General features: G+C 70.2%; 15 protein-coding genes. 6 read left to right on the forward strand and 9 right to left on the reverse strand.

Translation table 11 applies throughout. The features are described from left to right. Positions 1 to 10: 10 nt before the first annotated feature. From ACZ5BU_RS11700 to ACZ5BU_RS11715, 4 genes are all read left to right on the forward strand, one after another. On the forward strand, positions 11 to 541 hold the full coding sequence (locus ACZ5BU_RS11700) for a hypothetical protein (protein WP_465697895.1): 531 nt from the start codon (positions 11 to 13) through the stop codon (positions 539 to 541). Between the two features lie 3 nt (positions 542 to 544). Further along, on the forward strand, positions 545 to 1,135 hold the full coding sequence (locus tag ACZ5BU_RS11705; RefSeq protein WP_465697897.1) for a hypothetical protein: 591 nt from the start codon (positions 545 to 547) through the stop codon (positions 1,133 to 1,135). Positions 1,136 to 1,267: 132 nt separating this feature from the next. Continuing rightward, positions 1,268 to 7,849: a hypothetical protein gene (locus tag ACZ5BU_RS11710; protein WP_465697899.1), complete on the forward strand. Its 6,582-nt coding sequence runs from the start codon at positions 1,268 to 1,270 to the stop codon at positions 7,847 to 7,849. Then, positions 7,846 to 8,355, forward strand: coding sequence for a hypothetical protein (locus tag ACZ5BU_RS11715; RefSeq protein WP_465697901.1), 510 nt, complete (start codon positions 7,846 to 7,848; stop codon positions 8,353 to 8,355). The genes ACZ5BU_RS11710 and ACZ5BU_RS11715 overlap by 4 nt, the downstream gene beginning before the upstream one ends. Here the strand turns inward: ACZ5BU_RS11715 and ACZ5BU_RS11720 are convergent. From ACZ5BU_RS11720 to ACZ5BU_RS11760, 9 genes are read right to left on the reverse strand one after another with little or no spacing between them, the layout of a single operon-like run. After that, positions 8,337 to 8,960 carry an acVLRF1 family peptidyl-tRNA hydrolase gene (locus tag ACZ5BU_RS11720; RefSeq protein ID WP_465697903.1) on the reverse strand — a complete coding sequence of 208 codons (624 nt, stop codon included), beginning with the start codon at positions 8,958 to 8,960 and terminating at the stop codon, positions 8,337 to 8,339. The genes ACZ5BU_RS11715 and ACZ5BU_RS11720 overlap by 19 nt on opposite strands. Beyond that, positions 8,957 to 9,340 (reverse strand): metal-sulfur cluster assembly factor, encoded by a 384-nt coding sequence (locus tag ACZ5BU_RS11725; protein WP_465697904.1) that lies wholly within the window; start codon positions 9,338 to 9,340, stop codon positions 8,957 to 8,959. The genes ACZ5BU_RS11720 and ACZ5BU_RS11725 overlap by 4 nt, the downstream gene beginning before the upstream one ends. After that, a complete protein-coding gene (gene sufU, locus ACZ5BU_RS11730) occupies positions 9,333 to 9,791 on the reverse strand; it encodes a Fe-S cluster assembly sulfur transfer protein SufU (RefSeq protein WP_465697906.1) in 459 nt (152 codons plus the stop codon). Before sufU ends, ACZ5BU_RS11725 begins: the two co-directional genes overlap by 8 nt. 1 nt (position 9,792) lies before the next feature. Next, the gene (locus tag ACZ5BU_RS11735) at positions 9,793 to 11,070 is read right to left on the reverse strand and encodes a cysteine desulfurase (RefSeq protein ID WP_465697908.1); all 1,278 of its coding nucleotides are present in this window, start codon (positions 11,068 to 11,070) and stop codon (positions 9,793 to 9,795) included. Then, positions 11,067 to 11,828, reverse strand: coding sequence for a Fe-S cluster assembly ATPase SufC (sufC, locus tag ACZ5BU_RS11740; RefSeq protein WP_465697910.1), 762 nt, complete (start codon positions 11,826 to 11,828; stop codon positions 11,067 to 11,069). The genes ACZ5BU_RS11735 and sufC overlap by 4 nt, the downstream gene beginning before the upstream one ends. A gap of 22 nt (positions 11,829 to 11,850) precedes the next feature. Continuing rightward, positions 11,851 to 12,189 carry a non-heme iron oxygenase ferredoxin subunit gene (locus ACZ5BU_RS11745; RefSeq protein WP_465697912.1) on the reverse strand — a complete coding sequence of 113 codons (339 nt, stop codon included), beginning with the start codon at positions 12,187 to 12,189 and terminating at the stop codon, positions 11,851 to 11,853. Then, positions 12,186 to 13,388, reverse strand: a complete 1,203-nt coding sequence (gene sufD, locus ACZ5BU_RS11750; protein WP_465697914.1) for a Fe-S cluster assembly protein SufD — start codon at positions 13,386 to 13,388, stop codon at positions 12,186 to 12,188. The genes ACZ5BU_RS11745 and sufD overlap by 4 nt, the downstream gene beginning before the upstream one ends. Next, a complete protein-coding gene (gene sufB / locus ACZ5BU_RS11755) occupies positions 13,388 to 14,800 on the reverse strand; it encodes a Fe-S cluster assembly protein SufB (protein WP_465697916.1) in 1,413 nt (470 codons plus the stop codon). Before sufB ends, sufD begins: the two co-directional genes overlap by 1 nt. After that, a complete protein-coding gene (locus ACZ5BU_RS11760) occupies positions 14,797 to 15,522 on the reverse strand; it encodes a helix-turn-helix transcriptional regulator (protein WP_465697918.1) in 726 nt (241 codons plus the stop codon). The genes sufB and ACZ5BU_RS11760 overlap by 4 nt, the downstream gene beginning before the upstream one ends. A gap of 127 nt (positions 15,523 to 15,649) precedes the next feature. On the opposite strand from ACZ5BU_RS11760, the gene ACZ5BU_RS11765 reads away from it, so the two are divergent. Next, the gene (locus ACZ5BU_RS11765; RefSeq protein WP_465697920.1) at positions 15,650 to 16,369 is read left to right on the forward strand and encodes an ABC transporter ATP-binding protein; all 720 of its coding nucleotides are present in this window, start codon (positions 15,650 to 15,652) and stop codon (positions 16,367 to 16,369) included. Further along, positions 16,366 to 17,142: an ABC transporter permease gene (locus ACZ5BU_RS11770; RefSeq protein ID WP_465697922.1), complete on the forward strand. Its 777-nt coding sequence runs from the start codon at positions 16,366 to 16,368 to the stop codon at positions 17,140 to 17,142. The genes ACZ5BU_RS11765 and ACZ5BU_RS11770 overlap by 4 nt, the downstream gene beginning before the upstream one ends. Positions 17,143 to 17,158 lie beyond the last annotated feature (16 nt).

A 17,158-nucleotide genomic window follows, 5' to 3' on the forward strand; every position in this document is an offset into this window, starting at 1 on the left:
GGGGGACTTGATGGCATTCGCGGTGGCGCGGACCCGGGACGAGGCGCAGCTTTACCTCGAGTTGCATCCCTGCCCGGACTGCGGGTCGGACGAGGCGCCGTGGCAACAGGCGCTGGTCGACGTCGACGGTGAGCTCGCGTCGAGCTACACCGCGACGTGCCCGGGTTGTTCGGCCGAACGCGAGTACCTGTTCGGGCTGCCCGAGCGGGAGACGCCGGTGCACGGCTGGCCGACGTTCGGTGGACCGGAGCCATCCGAGATCATCGACGCGGGTCAGTGGCTCGGCGTCGCCGAACGCGCCGTGTCGGCGGTACCACCGGAACCCGCCGAAGCCGGTAGGGTGCTCGCCATCGCGCAGGCCGCCGTCGCCGAGGTGATCAAGTTCGTCCCGGCCGGCGCCGACGCCGTACCCGAGGACGAGTTCTGGACACCGCAGGGACAGGCGGAACGGGCCGCCGAGCCGTCCCGGTTCCGGCTGGACAGGCTGCTGCTGGCCCGGGACACGTACGCCGAGCTGGCCGGAGAGATGGGAGCGGGATAACCGATGCTGATGGCGCGGAGCCTCTGGGAAGCCGAGATCTACGTGTCGCTCCGGATCGCGGAGAACGCGCCGGCGGGTGCGCAGGTGACGCCGGCGCCGCCGCTGAAGGTGGGCACGAACATGGTCGAGGGAGCGGACGCCTGGACCTACCGGTCACCGGTCGGTGAGCTCACCATCCCGTACGTGTCGGAGAAGACGACGATCCAGACCGGCGCGCACTTCGGGCTCGGGCGGTCGCGGCTGATCGACGCCGCGGAGTGGCTGCGGGTCGCGGACCTGTACGGCCGCCGGGCACTCGAGGACCAGATGGCGTACGCCGGCGAGCCGAAGCCGGAGGGAGACGACCCGGCCGGGCGGGAGCGGCGGTACTACATCGAGCTCGGCTGGGAGCTCGCGGCAGACGCGATCCAGCAGGCGATGGCGTTCCTGCCCGACGGTGCGGACGACGTACCGGACTCGGAACTGTGGTCGCAGTTCGGTGCCGGAGTGAAGGCGCAGGACCCGTACGCGCTGACGCGGGCGCGGCTGGAGGAACACCTGGAGTACTACCGCGGTGTGCTCGAGGACTTTCGCGCGTACTACAACCCGGCCTGATGTGAGAATTGCCACCACTGATTCGCCGCTCCCTTGATGAGAAAGATGGCGAAAAAGTGAACAGCTGGTTGCTACTCTCCCGGCCTACCCGATTCACGCCTCGGAACCGGGTCCTGCACGGGGAGAGCTGGATTGACGACTGCGGCCATCACGGGAGACAGTCCACGAGAACTGGCCCAGGCCAGGGCACGCCGGGTGCTCGGGCCTGCGTTCGGCATCGTGGCTCCCGAGGCTGTTGTTCTCCGCACCGGCAGGCTGCAGGTCGCCGGCGGCCAACTGCCGGCGCGGACTCTACGCCAGCTGGAACGCCGGCTCACCCGGCGCGCGGCTACGAACGTCACAGACGACCGTTTGCTCGCGGAGGCGGTCGCCCTCGTCGGCGCTGAACTGGATCGCTTCCGAGGCGGCTCGCCCGCCGACGGAGCAACCGCCGCGCTGGACTCGCTGCTGGACCTCCCGAATCTCCCTGAGTCCCGGCAGGCCGAAACCCAAGCCCTGCTCCAGGACCTCCTGGACGGCAACCCACTGGCGTCCGACGCCGACCTACGCCGCCTGACGAGAGCACGAGCCCGCCGCCCAGGCGAACGCCCGCTGGCCACCGACCTCATCACCCTGGCCCGGACCCTCACCCGCGACACCGAACAGCTCGCACGCCCCCGCACCCCCACCCCAACCCTCCGCACCCCGAACCGCCCCCGCCCCCCGGTAGGAACCACCCACCACCCCGCCCCCGCCGCAGCCTCCACGCGCGGCGCGGGTGGTGCGGGCGTCACGCGTGGCGTGGGTGGGGTGCTCGGGGCGCCGATTCGGTGGGTTCGGGGGTTTTTGCGGGAGGTTCGGGCCGAGGTTCGGGCCAGTCGGGAAGCTCGGGATCGGGCGACCGCGGCGCGGTACGACGAGTTTCGGCAGCTGAGCCGGGAGTGGCACGAGACGCGGGGCGGTCTCGGGGTGCGCAGTCTCGGCGAGGTCGAGGCCGACCTGGAGAACGTGTCCCGGGCCATCGGACGTGGCGTGGCTCCGATTCCGGTGCACCCGGGTACCGGGCTGCAGGTCGTCGTACCGGAACGGGACCATCCCCCGGCGGTGACGCCGGAGCAGCGGTTCGCGGCACGCGTACGACGGCAGATCGCCGAGCTCGAGTCCGCGGCCGCTCAACACGAGCAGCGCGCCGAGGTCCGTACGCGCAGCGCGGGGGACGCCAGTGAACGTGCCGCCGACTTGTTCGAACAGGCCGAACAACAGGCCTCCGCAGCCGACGCCTCCGCCGGCGAACGCGCCCGCCGCCTGCGCACCCGAGCCGTAGCCACGCTGCGCATCGCCGACCGCCACACCGCCATCGCAGCAGCCTGCACCACAGCCGCGAACCAAGCCCGAGCAGCCGCCGACTCCTACGAAGCACTGCTCAACCTCCAGCCCACCGCCCCGACCACCACCGCCGACCAGACAACCGGTGCGGAGACGGCTCAGGGCCTGATGGATGCAGCGCGGACCGCGGTTCAGCAGGTTCGCGCGTACGAGCGGGCGACCGCAGCCACGCTGCCCTCGGTGGATGTGCAGCACAACGGGTTGCCGTCGGGGCGGTTGCCTCATCTGACGACGCTGTGCAAGGACCTCAACAAGGCACTCGAGCGCCGGGGGTCGTCGTACCAGTTCACGCCGGACGTGCTGCACCGGATCCTGCGGGCCGAGAGCCGGCGGATCCTGTCGCCGGACGGTTTCGTACTGACGGTAGGCAACGACCCGAGGGCGGACGTCGGCGAGCTCGTACAGCTGCAGCTGAAGCTCGACCCGGGTGAACTGCAGGAGGTGTTGGACAGCCCGATCGGGATCGACGAGGCTCAGGTCGGGCAGGTGGTGCAAGCGGGGTTCGGCGTCACCACCTCGGCGACGCGCAACTCCGGGACGACCATCGGCGCGAGCCTGCGTTCACTGACGGCCGGGCTGCCCGACACCAGCAAGGCCAAGGCGATCGCACAGCTCCCCCGCGTCGAGGTCGACTCCGGCCGGACGTACGCAGTCAGCGGCGGCGCGACCGAGTTCGCCCAGACCGGTGCGGTCGAGGCACTCCGCGGCGAGTTCCTCCGCTACCGCGCCACCCGCCCGCGCTGGCACTGGCGGGTCCGCAGCTCGGCCACCGGCGACTGGTCACCGGAGCGCAGCGTGACCTTCGGAGCGGACCACGACTCCCCCACCCTCGACCTCGGTTTCATCCACACGTACACCGTCCCGCCCCCGACCGACCAGACCGACCTCACCACCCTCGGCCTGGACGCGGAACGCAGTACGGCGATGCCCGAGCACATGGCCACCCGCGTCGACGGCATCAACGAGCTGTGCGACCGGACCGTCGCCGAGCTCACCCGGCGGCTCGGCACGCTCGACCGCGTCGGCCACGACCGCGTCCGCAGCCTGGTCGCCGAGGACGCGATCACCCGCCTCGACGAGACCACCCGTCCCGGGGGCCTGTGGCGGCTGATCACGAACGGCGGCCGCCCGGTCGCCTGGGCCCAGCTCGAAACCGTCGCGGACATCGAGTCCGCGGAACTGGTCAGCGACAGCTCCCCCGACCACAAGCTCGAGTTGTGGCGCGTCGGCAACTCCGGCGCGTCCGGCGGCCAGGCGTTCGGCTCGTCCAGGACGGTCGGCGTCTCGGCGACGTACGGCGGCTCCGCACTCGCGGACGTCGGTTCGACCGGCGTCGACGTGGCGCCGGGCCTGAGAGCGGGACGCAGTACCGGCCGCGACGACGCCGCGTCCACCGCCGACCTGGGAAGCCGTTGGAGCACCCAACGAGTAGCTCCGACCGTCGGCGTGAAGCTCCGCCTGCGCCACAAGGTCACTGTGCACCGCCTCGACCGCGAGGAGTCCTTCACCACCACGAGCGAGGGCGACGCACATCTGCGGATGGCCGAACGCGACGCCTTCCGCTACGGCCTTCCGGTACCGGCCGCGGCCATCCTCCGCGACCCCGACGGCACGCCGCGCCTCGGCACCGACGGACGGCTGCTCCTTCGCGGCGACGCCGAACCGACCGCGTCCACGCTCCAGCTGCCAGGCTGGCTCGGCAACGGCCCGGGCAAGCTCCGCGGCGCCGGCCCGGCGATGATCCGCAACCTGACCGGCGCCGACGAAATACGCGAGGTCTTCCTCGAACACCTGGCCCGGGAGTCGATGATCCCGCCGCTCGGCCCCGACGGAGTACCGCGCCCGGCCGGTCTCACCGGTCTGGATCCGGCCGTCCAGCTCAGCCGCTCCGAGAACTGGGAACACGCCGTACAGCAGGTGGCCCGGCGTCGTCTCGAGACGGGCTACGACCACGCGGCCCAGGACGGCCTGACGTTCCGCCTGACCGAGCACCGGACCGGCCACCAGCCGCGGATCCGCTCGTACCGGATGTCGATCGAGCAGCACTTCGACCGTGCGCGACCGCTCGGCCTGGCCGGCGACGACATGGTCGTGAACGTCGACATCGGGGTCAGTACGTCGGGACGCACCGGCGGCCGGTCCCGGAGCCTGCCGTGGTCGGCCAAGCTCGGCGTCACCGATGCACCGGCCGACGGTCACGCCGGGATCGCCCCGCAGGCCGGCGCGTTCTTCGGCCGGACGTCGCTCGGCCGGTACGCCGGCTGGTCGTCGAACCGCAGCGTCTACCGGATGACCGTGTCCGAGTCGAGCGCCCAGGTCGCGGTGTTCGAGGTACCGCACACGATCACGATCAGCGAGATCACCGACGACGGCACCGAGGTACCCGTGGTCTCGTCCGAGGGCGCCGCCCAGGTCTGGATGGACAGCGAGTTCTGCAACCCCGCCGACGGGGCCGAGCTCACCGTTCCCGGCCGGGTCGACCCCACTCTGTTGCAGACGGCAACCATCCAGCACGTCGACGCGCGCGACCCGATGCGCCGGCTGATCGCCGCGGTCCCGGAGCTCGGGCACGGCGACGCCTCCGCGCTGCACCACCTCAGCGCGTTCCTCGCACCGCGGAACCTGATCAGCCGGCCGGAGCTGCTGACCACCGAGTACAGCACCGGCCTGGCGATCGGCCCGGGGCCGTCCGATCCGTTCGACGCGCTCCGGCACCTCACGCTCGTCCCGCGACGTACGACGCTCAACGTCAGCACCCGGGTCGAGAACCTGAAGTACGTCGGCACCGGACACCCGATCCTGGCCGAGCTCAACCTGACCCTGGCCGGCGCCAGCAGCACGTCCTCCGTCTCGACCGGCACGACGACCGGGGCGAGCGGCGGCGCCGGGTCGGTGTCGGCCGACGGCTCCTCGATCGGCGGTACGGCCGGTGGCACCCGGTCGACCTCGGTCTCCGCGTCCGCTACGCGGTCGACGACCAGCGCCGTCGAGCGGACGCTGATGCGGGACGGCCAGCATTACCAGTTCCTCGGCGACCTCGTCCTCGAGGCGCAACTGCGGGCCGAAGGCGCGAAGCCGCGGGCGATCCCGCTGGAGACGGGTGCTGTCGTACTCACGCTTCCCGAGCACGAGGCGCTGTGGATGTACGGACGGCGTCAGCTGGATCTGCCGCTCCAGGTGGTCTCGGACGCGGTCGAGCGCCTCACCAACGGAAGCCTCGACCTGACCGGCCGTACGGCGACCTCGTTGCTGCAGCGCTACGTGGACGAGAAGGCCGGCGCCGTGGACGGTCTGGCCGCCGGGCACACCGACGAGCGACTGGCCGACCTGGTCCGGCGCATCACCGGCATGCAGCGGATCCCGGGCGATCCCCTGGACGCCGTACTGGCCTCGGCCGAGCGGTTGTCCCGGCGACGGGTCGCCGTACCGTTGCCGCGGCACTACAAGCACCTGATGGGCGCCGCGCAGGTCGACAAGTCCTCGCTGCAGGACCACGACGGCAACGACACGGACATCTTCCGCGAGGTGGGTGCCGCGCTCGCCGAGCACGACCCGCGGATGACGGCCGACCCGGTACTGATGAGTGCGCTGCGCGGTGACCTGTCCGGTCCCCGCTGGCGCAACCAGCTCGACGACATGCTCGACCCGCGCGGTTTCGTCCGCGAGCTCCCGGTCGGCAACTGGGGCGCCCGTGACAAGCGCGTCCGGATCCGGTTCCGCTTCGTCGGCCCGGTGACCGCCGAGCCCGATGGTCTGACGGCTCACAGCGGTAACGGTTACGGCCTCATCGAGCTGTGGAGGATGTACGAGCTGAACCGCAGCGTCACCCGCGGTACGACGTTCGGCGGAACGCTCGGCCTGTCCGGCTCTCAGGGCGCGTCCCTGACCGCGGGTGTCGGCGCGGAACTCGGCGCCTCGACGACCGCGTCGAGCAGCGAGATCAACACCCGGATCAACAGCGGTCTGGCGCTCACGACCGCCCGGGTCGAGCGCGACTACGAGGTGACGGTCGAGATCGAGGACGTGGCCGGCGGGAAGACGACGCGCCGGGTCTCGAACGGCCGGATCAGCCTGGCGGTGCCGGCCTCGGTGCTCGACTCGGAGCCGTCGGTCGACGGTGAGAGGTTGGCCGACCACCGGTCGGTCCGGCTGCCGGACAACTACCTGGTCGAGGGCACCACCGCGCACCAAGAGGACGCCGATCCGGAGAACGTCCTGTTCGACTCGGCCTGCCGGCGGCTCCGCCGGGCCGATCTGCTCGGCGCCACCGGGGTCCGGACGCACCAGGCGACGCTGGAGGCCCTGCTCGGCGGCAGCAACCGGATGGTCGCGTTCCAGGAGATGGCCGGACCGTCCGGGTACGAGCTCGTCCCGCTCGCCATCCCCGGCGACCCGGCCCGCGCCGTCGTGGTGCGGGTGCGCGCGGAGGCCTCCGCTCTGGAACTGATCTCGGACCCGGACGAGGACGCGACCATGCAGCTCGGTGAGAACACACGTGAGTTGCGGGTCAGCCAGCTGACGGCGAAGAGCGACCACTTGTTGCCGGGCTCCGGCACCGTCGGTGGCGGCACGGCCGGCGGCGCGCTGAACGCGAGCGCGACGGAAGGCCGGCAGGTCGCCGAGCAGGACACCGGTACGGTCGGCGTCCGGCACGAGACCGGTGCGTACGAGTCCGGGCAGGTCGTGACGGTGAAGGTGACCGTCGCGTACCACCTCGAGTTCGAGCGGCAGCGCCTCGACCGGCATCAGCGCCCGACGGTGGACCGCACTGCGACGGTACGGAACGCGGCGTCCGGCGAGGCGTACCTGACGATGTTCCGGCACGAGTACGAGGCGATGCAGGCCCGGATGGAGACCGGCGAGCCCGCGCTGACGGGCTGGGACCCGGACCGGCAGCCGCGACCGGCGCGGGTGCGAACGGTTCGGCTCGATGTCACCGCCGACGAGGCACACCCGTACAAACCGCTGGTCGACGCGCTCGACCGGGCGCGCCGCGACCGGACGAATGTCCGGCTCCGGATCCGTCAGCCCGACGGCACCCGGCGCGTGTACGTCGCCGGCCCGGACGGCACGTTGACCTGCCGTGGCGACAACGCGTTCGCGAAGGCGTTCGCGACGCTGCACCCGCGGCTCGCCGTGCTGGCCGAGGGCCGGGTGAACCTCCGCGACCTGCTCAGCTCTGGGTCGGGGCGCTTCACGGCGACGGTCGTCGACGCACTCCAGCAGCACGGGATCCCCGCGGCCGCTCTCACCGGTACGGACTCGCGGATGCGGCAGACGAAGGCGGAGAACAGTCCGATGTACCGTCCGACCGAGTCCGGCGCGGGCCAGGGGCTGGCCGTCGATTGAGCGGCTACGACCCGCCGTACGCGATCGCCCGGACCCACGCCGAGGCGGCGCTGTACCTCGAACTCAACCCGTGCCCGGACTGCGGCTCGACCCAGACCGATTGGCACGACCAACAGATCGACGACGTGCTCAGCTGTACGGGCGTCTGCGCGGGCTGCGGCGCGCTCCGCGAGTACCTGTTCTCGCCGCCGCAGCGCACGTACGACGACGACTTCGACGGACCGGAGCCGTCCGAGCTGATCGACGCCGGCCAGTGGCTCGCGCTCGCCGACCGGATCGCCGGCCAGGTCGCGGTCGACGACCGGAGCGAGGAGGCGCGTGCCGCGATGGCCGTCGCCCGGCAGGCGGTGGCGGAGGTCGTGAAGTTCGTCCCGCCGGCCGCGGACGTCGTACCCGACGAGGCGTTCTGGACCGAGGCGGGCCGGGCCGAGCGGGCGCTCGATCCGGGGCGGTTCCGGCTGGAGCGGCTGCTGGTGATCCGGGACAGCTACTCCGACCCGGGCTGATCCAGGTCGATCCGGATCGCGAGAGCGTCGGCGCCGGCTTGTTCGAGGACCTTCTGCTTCGGGTCCGGTACGCCGAGGAACGGCGGCCGCACCAGGCCCACGAGGTCGCGGAGCCGCGGGTCCTCGAGGACGGTGTCGACGGCCCGCCGGTCTCCCCCGCACACCAGCACGTCCAGCTTCGCCGGGGCCAGGATCCGCACCGCCACCTCGGTCGCGGCCGCGAATGCCTCCCGCGCCTGGTTGTCCCGGCGGCGCGCGAACCGCTGCTGCGACCAGCCGCCGGCCTTCGTCGTACCCTGCACGTGCCGGGAACCGACCTTCGAGTCGACCAGCTTGCCGCCGGCAAACACGCCGGCGCCGTAGCCACCGCGCCGGACCAGCAGCACACCGAGCCGCCGGGGCTTCAGCACGTGCGCGACGAGCCCCTCGCGGGAAAGGTCCGCAAGGGGCTCGAAGGGCACGGTGACGACGGCGGAGGAGCCGTCCTCGGCGGTCAACGTGACACTGGCGGGCGTCACGTCGTACCGCACCGCACCGTGGCGCTCACCGAAGCCGTCCAGCCACCTGTCCAGTCGGCCCGGGGCCACCGAAACGGTTCGCGTCACACGTTGAAGCCGAGGGCGCGGAGCTGGTCGCGGCCGTCGTCGGTGATCTTCTCCGGGCCCCACGGCGGCATCCAGACCCAGTTGATCCGGAAGTCGTTGACCAGGCCGTCGAGGGCCATCCGGGTCTGGTCCTCGATCACGTCGGTCAGCGGGCAGGCCGCGGACGTCAGCGTCATGTCGATGATCGCCGTACTGGTGTCGTCGACCGTGATGCCGTAGATCAGGCCGAGGTCGACGACGTTGATGCCGAGCTCGGGGTCGACCACGTCCTTGAGTGCCTCGGTCACGTCCTCGACCGCGGCCGGACTGGTGCCGGGCTGAGCCGCCGCTTCCAGGTCGACCTCGGGCAGCTCGATCTTCTCGTCGGTCTGGTCAGCCATTGCTCACTCCTTCGGTTGCCGCCAGGGCCTGCGCCGTGGCGTCCCGCCACGCCGACCACCCCAGCAGTGCACACTTCACCCGGGCCGGGAACTGCGCGACGCCCGCGAACGCCACACCGTCCTCCAGAACCTCTTCGTCGGGTTCGACATTCCCCCGGCCCTGCATCAGTTCGAGGAACTTCTCGTACGTCGCCATGCCCTCGGCCACCGGCTTGCCGATCACCAGGTCCGACATCACCGACGTCGCCGCCTGGCTGATCGAGCAGCCGACGCTGTCGTGGGTGACGGCCCTCACCGTGTCGCCGTCGAGCTCGACCCGGAGCGTGACCTCGTCCCCGCAGGACGGGTTCACGTGGTGCACCTCCACGTCGTACGGCTCCGCGAGACCCGCGTGGTGCGGGCTGCGGTAGTGGTCCAGGATGATCTCCTGGTAGAGGCTGTCCAGCTGCATATCAATCCACCTTGAAGTACGAGCGCACGAATCCCAGGCCGTCCACGAGCGCCTCGATCTCCTCGGGGGTCGTGTACAGATAGAAAGACGCTCTGGTCGACGATTGCATTCCGAACCGCTCGTGCACCGGACGCGCGCAGTGGTGGCCGGCCCGCACGGCGATACCGCGGGTGTCCAGCACGGTCGACACGTCGTGCGGGTGTACGCCGTCCAGCGCGAAGCTGATCGCGCCGCCGTGGTCCGTGGCGTCGGTCGGGCCGAGCAGCTTCAGACCCGGAACGGTCTTCAGCCCCTCGAGCGCGTACTCGACGATCGCGTGCTCGTGCGCCGCGATCTTGTCCATCCCGATCCCGGACAGGTAGTCGACGGCCGCACCGAGTCCGACCGCCTGCGCGATCGGCGGCGTACCGGCCTCGAACCGGGCCGGCGGGGCGGCGTACGTCGAACCGGTCATCCGCACGATCTCGATCATCTCGCCGCCACCGAGGAACGGCGGCAGCGAGGCGAGCAGGTCGTAGCGGCCCCAGAGCACGCCGATGCCGGTCGGGCCGACCACTTTGTGGCCGGTGAAGGCCAGCAGGTCGGCGCCGAGCGTGGACACGTCGACCGGGAACTGCGGGACAGCCTGCGACGCGTCGACGACGACGGTCGCGCCGACTGCGTGCGCCTTCGCGGCGATGTCGCTGATCGGGTTGATCGTGCCGAGCGCGTTCGAGACCCAGGTCAGCGCGACGACCTTGGTCTGCTCGGTGAGCAGCTCGTCGATGTTCGACAGGTCGAGGCGGCCGTCCTCGGTGACGCCGAACCACTTCAGCGTCGCGCCGGTCCGCTCGCAGGCGAGCTGCCACGGGACGATGTTGCTGTGGTGCTCCATCTCGGAGACGACCACGACATCACCCGGCTTGAGCGATGCGCCGAGCGTGTGCGCGGCCAGGTTGAGCGCCTCGGAGGCGTTCTTGGTGAACACGATCTCGTCCCGCGACGGGGCGCCGATGAACGCCGCCACCTTGTCGCGACCACCCTCGTACGCCGCCGTGGCCTCGGCACCGAGCTGGTGCATGGCGCGGGCGACGTTCGCGTTGTGCTTGAGGTAGTGGTCCTCGATCGCCTGGACGACCTGGCGCGGCTTCTGCGACGAGTTCGCCGAATCCAGGTACACCAAGGGGAACCCGCCCGCGAGTTCGCGGGACAGGATCGGGAAGTCCGCCCGGACCGACTGCACGTCCAACGGACTCAAAGGCCCAGTCAGGGGGCTGCTAGTGGTCCGGGCGTCGGTCACTTGGCGCCTGCCTTGAGGAACCGCTCGTACCCGTTGGCTTCCAGCTCCTCGGCCAGCTCCGGGCCACCCTCCTCGGCGACGCGGCCGTCGACGAAGACGTGCACGAAGTCCGGCTTGATGTAGCGCAGGATCCGCGTGTAGTGGGTGATCAGCAGGACGCCCTTGTCGCCCTGCGAGGCGAACCGGTTGACGCCCTCGGAGACGATCTTCAGCGCGTCGATGTCGAGGCCGGAGTCGGTTTCGTCGAGGATCGCGATCTTCGGGTTCAGCAGCTCCAGCTGGACGATCTCGTGGCGCTTCTTCTCACCGCCGGAGAAGCCCTCGTTGACGTTCCGGGTACCGAAGTCGGCGTCCATGTCCAGGTCGGCGAGCGCCTTGTTGACGTCCTTGACCCAGGTGCGCAGCTTCGGCGCCTCGCCGTCGATCGCGGTCTTCGCGGTCCGGAGGAAGTTCGCCACCGAGACGCCGGGGACCTCGACCGGGTACTGCATGGCCAGGAACAGGCCGGCCCGGGCGCGCTCGTCGACCTTCATGTCGAGGACGTCCTCGCCATCGAGGGTGACGGTGCCGCTGGTGATGTTGTACTTCGGGTGGCCGGCGATCGAGTACGCCAGCGTCGACTTGCCGGAACCGTTCGGGCCCATGATCGCGTGCGTCTGGCCACCGGCGATGGTCAGGTTGACGCCGCGCAGGATCTGCTTCGGGCCGGCGTCGGTGTCGACCGACACGTGCAGGTCGCGAATCTCGAGTGTCGCCATGAGGTTTCTCTATCTCCGTCGTTTACAGGGAAGCTTCGTTGATGGGGTTCTTCACGTCGACGAGTACGTCGTCGCCGTCGAGGCGCACGGGGTAGATCGGCACCGGGTCGTACGCGGGCAGGCTGGTCGGCTCGCCGGTACGGAGGTCGAAGCGCGACCCGTGCAGCCAGCACTCGATCTCGCACTCGCCGACGTCACCCTCGGACAGCTGGATCTGCGCGTGCGAGCACTCGTCCCGCACCGCGAAGTACTGCCCTTCGCTCTTCACGACCGCGACCTCGACACCACCGACCTCGACCGGGATCACTCCCTCGTCGGGGACGTCGGCGGCGGCGCAGGCGCGCTCGAACGTGTCGCTCACTTGCCGACAACCGCCTTGGCGGACTCGCTCAGCTCGGCAGCCCGGGCGAGCTTCTCCTCGATCACGTCGTGCAGGTGCTCGGAGACCTCGGGGACGCCGATCTTGCCGATGATGTCGTTGAAGAAGCCGGACACCACGAGTCGCCGGGCGGCGTCCTCGGGAATGCCACGGGCCTGCAGGTAGAACAGCTGCTCGTCGTCGAACCGGCCGGTCGCCGACGCGTGGCCGGCGCCCTCGATCTCGCCGGTCTCGATCTCCAGGTTCGGCACCGAGTCGGCGCGGGCGCCGTCGGTAAGGACCAGGTTCCGGTTCAGCTCGAAGGTGTTGGTGCCTTCGGCCGCGGCGCGGATCAGGACGTCGCCGATCCACACCGAGCGGGCGTGGTCACCGGCCAGCGCGCCCTTGTAGATCACGTTGCTCTTGCAGTTGGCGGCCTCGTGGTCGACGAAGAGCCGGTTCTCGTGGTGCTGGCCCGACTCGGCGAAGTACACGCCCAGGAGTTCCGCGTCGCCGCCAGGCCCGGCGTACCGGACGTTGGTGGCGATCCGGACGATCTTGCCGCCCAGCGTCACGACGACGTGGTGGAGCTTCGCGTCCCGGCCGACCAGCGCGTCGTGCTGGCCCAGGTGGATCGACTCGTGGTCGCCCTGCTGGATCGAGACGACCCGCAGGTCGGCGCCGTCGCCGACGACGATCTCGACGTTGCTGCCCAGCTCACCGGCGCCGTTGTGGTCGATGATCACGATGGCCTTGCTGTGCCGGCCGGCCTCGACGATCAGGTGGCTGAAGCCGCGCGCGCCGAGGCTCGCGACGTTCACGTGCACCGGCTCGGTCAGCTCGGCCTCGACCGGGATCCGGACCGCGAACGCGTCGCCCGCGTGGTTCCAGGCGACGGCCGCGGAGCGGTCCTGCGGCTTGCCGACCTTCAGCGAGTCCGCGGCGACGGTCTCGAAGACCACACCCTCCGGACCGGACGCGTCGACCTTCGGCGTCTCGGTGCCGGCCGCGTCGTCGAACAGGGCCTTCAGCTGCTTGACCGGGGTGAAGCGCCACTCCTCCTCGCGCCCGTTCGGCACCGCGAAGTCGGCCACGTCATAGGACGTCGGCCGCTCGTTGCGGGCCTGGAGCGGGACCGGCGAACCCGGCCCGTGGGAGTGCGCCCTGTTGCCGGTCGCAACAAGGGTTTCTGCTGACGACATCAGCCGACGGCCCCTTCCATCTGCAGCTCGATCAAACGGTTCAGTTCCAGCGCGTACTCCATCGGGAGCTCGCGGGCGATCGGCTCGATGAAGCCGCGGACGATCATCGCCATCGCCTCGTCCTCGGCCATGCCCCGGCTCATCAGGTAGAAGAGCTGGTCGTCGCTGACCTTGGACACGGTCGCCTCGTGCCCCATCGCCACGTCGTCCTCGCGGACGTCGACGTACGGGTAGGTGTCCGAACGGCTGATGGTGTCGACCAGCAGCGCGTCACAGCGCACCGTGGACTTGCTGTGGTGCGACCCCGGCGCCACCTCGACCAGACCGCGGTACGACGTCCGGCCGCCACCGCGGGCCACCGACTTCGACACGATCGAGCTGGAGGTGTACGGCGCGTTGTGCACCATCTTCGAACCGGCGTCCTGGTGCTGGCCCTCGCCCGCGAACGCGACCGACAGGGTCTCGCCCTTGGCGTGCTCGCCCATCAGGTAGACGGCCGGGTACTTCATCGTCACCTTGGAGCCGATGTTGCCGTCGATCCACTCCATCGTCGCGCCCGCTTCGCAGGTGGCGCGCTTGGTGACCAGGTTGTAGACGTTGTTCGACCAGTTCTGGATCGTCGTGTAGCGGCAGCGGGCGCCCTTCTTCACGATGATCTCGACGACCGCGGAGTGCAGCGAGTCGGACTTGTAGATCGGCGCCGTGCAGCCCTCGACGTAGTGGACGTAGGCGTCCTCGTCGACGATGATCAGCGTCCGCTCGAACTGGCCCATGTTCTCGGTGTTGATCCGGAAGTACGCCTGCAGCGGGATGTCCACCTTGACGCCCTTGGGGACGTAGATGAACGAGCCGCCGGACCAGACCGCGGTGTTCAGCGACGCGAACTTGTTGTCGCCGACCGGGATGACGGAGCCGAAGTACTCCTTGAAGAGCTCCGGGTGCTCCTTCAGGCCGGTGTCGGTGTCCAGGAAGATGACGCCCTGGGCCTCCAGGTCCTCACGGATCTGGTGGTAGACGACCTCGGACTCGTACTGCGCGGCGACGCCGGCCACGAGGCGCTGCTTCTCCGCCTCCGGGATGCCGAGCTTGTCGTAGGTGTTCTTGATGTCCGGCGGCAGCTCCTCCCAGGAGGTGGCCTGCTTCTCGGTGGACCGGACGAAGTACTTGATGTTGTCGAAGTCGATCCCGGACAGGTCGGCACCCCAGGACGGCATCGGCTTGCGGCCGAAGAGCTTCAGGCCCTTCAGGCGCAGGTCGAGCATCCACTCCGGCTCGTTCTTGAGGGTGGAGATGCCTCGCACCACGTCCTCGCTCAAGCCGCGCTGCGCGACGGCGCCGGCAGCGTCGGAGTCGGCCCAGCCGTACTGGTAGTTGCCGAGGCCTTCCAGTTCGGGGTGAGCGGTTTGCGTCATCGTGCAGTCCTCGCAGATTCGCCGTCGGTTACAGGGGTAACGGGGGTCGCACCCGGGATATGTGTCGTACAGACACCGTCGCCGTGGGCGATGGTGGCCAACCGCTGTACGTGCTTGCCGAGGAGTCTCGAGAACACCTCGGTCTCGGCCTCGCACAGCTGGGGGAACTGCTCGGCCACGTGCGCGACCGGGCAGTGGTGCTGGCAGAGCTGCGCGCCGTGGGCTGCAACTGCCGTGGAGGCGGCGTACCCGTCGGCCGTCAGGGCCTGGGCGAGCACCTCCGTCTTCTTGCCCTCCGGAGCCTGCGCGAGCAGGTCCCGGTACCGCTCCTCCACCTCGGCGACGCGACGGCGGGCGAACTCCGTCACCGCGTCGTCACCGCCGGCCTCGGCGATGAACCGCATCGCGGTCGTCGCGAGGTCGTCGTACGCCGTGTGGAAGGCGTGCCGGCCGGTGTCGGTCAGCACGAACACCTTCGCGGGACGGCCGCGGCCACGGGGGCCGTAGACGCGCTCCTCGCGGGACTCCACCAGGCCCTCGTCGAGCAGGTGGTCCAGGTGCCGGCGGACCGCCGCCGGGGTGAGTTCGAGCCGTTCCGCCAGCACCGCGGCGCTGGACGGGCCATTGGTCAGGATCGAGCGGGCGACCCGGTCCCGGGTGGACTCGTCCCGCGCACCGGCGGTGCCGTGGGACACGGCCGAACCAGTCGCAGGAGTTTTCACAACATCAGTGTCGCGTAATTCCCCGGGGCCTTCAAATAAGGCTCCCCTAACCGCTTCCCGGGCTCAGGCGCGACTCAGGGGGAGGCGTGAGCGAGGTCACTCCGGGCCGTTCTCTATGCTGCGGTTTGTGCCAGTCGCGGTGGAGATCGACAACCTCGTCGTGCGGTACGGCGAGAAGACCGCGGTCGACGGTCTCAGTCTCACCGTAGCCGCCGGCACGGTGACGGCCGTGCTCGGCCCGAACGGTGCCGGCAAGACCACGACCGTGGAGACCTGTGAGGGCTTCCGGCGCCCGGACTCCGGCAGCGTCCGGGTCCTCGGCCTGGACCCGCTCGCCGACCACGACGAGCTGATGCCCAAGATCGGCGTGATGCTCCAGGAGGGCGGCGCCTGGTCGGGCGTCCGGGCCGTGGAGATGCTGCGGTACGTCGCCACGCTGCACACCCACCCGCTCGACGTCCCCGCGCTGGTGGAGCGGCTGGACCTCGGCAGTTGCGGACGGACGCCGTACCGGCGGCTGTCCGGCGGGCAGAAGCAGCGGCTGTCGTTCGGGCTGGCGATCGTCGGCCGCCCGGAGATCGCGTTCCTGGACGAGCCGACCACCGGGCTCGACCCGCACGGCCGGCGCGAGATCTGGCAGCTGATCCGCGACCTCCGCAACGACGGCGTCACCGTCGTACTGACGACGCACGCGATGGACGAGGCCGAACAGCTGTCCGACCAGGTGCACGTCGTCTCGGCCGGCAAGGTGATCGCCTCCGGCACCCCGGACGCTTTGACCGAACATCACACCAAGTCCCTCGAGGACGTCTTCCTCGAACTCACGTCACCGAGGAACGAGAAATGACGACCTACGCACCGCAGCCGGGGAGTGCGCCTTGGTCGCGCAAGGTGCTCGCGCACACCCGGATGGAGTTCAAGCTCCTGCTCCGCAACGGCGAACAGTTGCTGCTGGCGCTCGTCATCCCGCTGGGCGTACTCGTCCTGCTCGGCGCGACCGGCCTCGGCGACCGCCTCCCCCTCGGCAGCGGCCGGCCGATCGACGAAGCAGTCCCCCGCGTCCTCGCCCTCGCAGTCCTCTCGTCGTCCTTCACCTCGCTCGCCATCGCGACCGGCTTCGAGCGCCGCTACGGCGTCATCAAACGCCTCGGCGCCTCACCCCTCTCCCGCACCGGCCTGCTGGCGGGCAAGATCGGCGCTGTACTGATCGTCCAGCTCATCCAGCTCGCCGTTCTGATCGGCACCGGGTTCGCGCTCGGCTGGAAACCCGTCGGTGGCTTCAACGCCGTCTTCGGCGTGATCCTGACGGTCTTGTGCGGTACGGCAGCCTTCGCATCACTGGGCCTGCTGATGGCCGGCGTACTGCGAGCCGAAGCAACCCTGGCGGCCGCAAACCTCCTGTACCTGTTGCTGCTGGTGGGCGGCGCGATCATGACGCCGGTCGACGAGTACCCGAGCGGCATGCAGAACGTCGTACGGCTGCTGCCGAGCGCCGCCCTGGCGAGCGGCATCTCGAACTCGACCGTCGCCGGGGTGATCCCCTGGGCGGCCGCACTGTCGCTCGCGCTGTGGGCGGCGGTGCTCGGATACCTGGTCTCCAGGACGTTCAAATGGGACTGACCTTTAGAGTGTGCCG

This window comes from Kribbella sp. NPDC031520, from assembly GCF_055580825.1.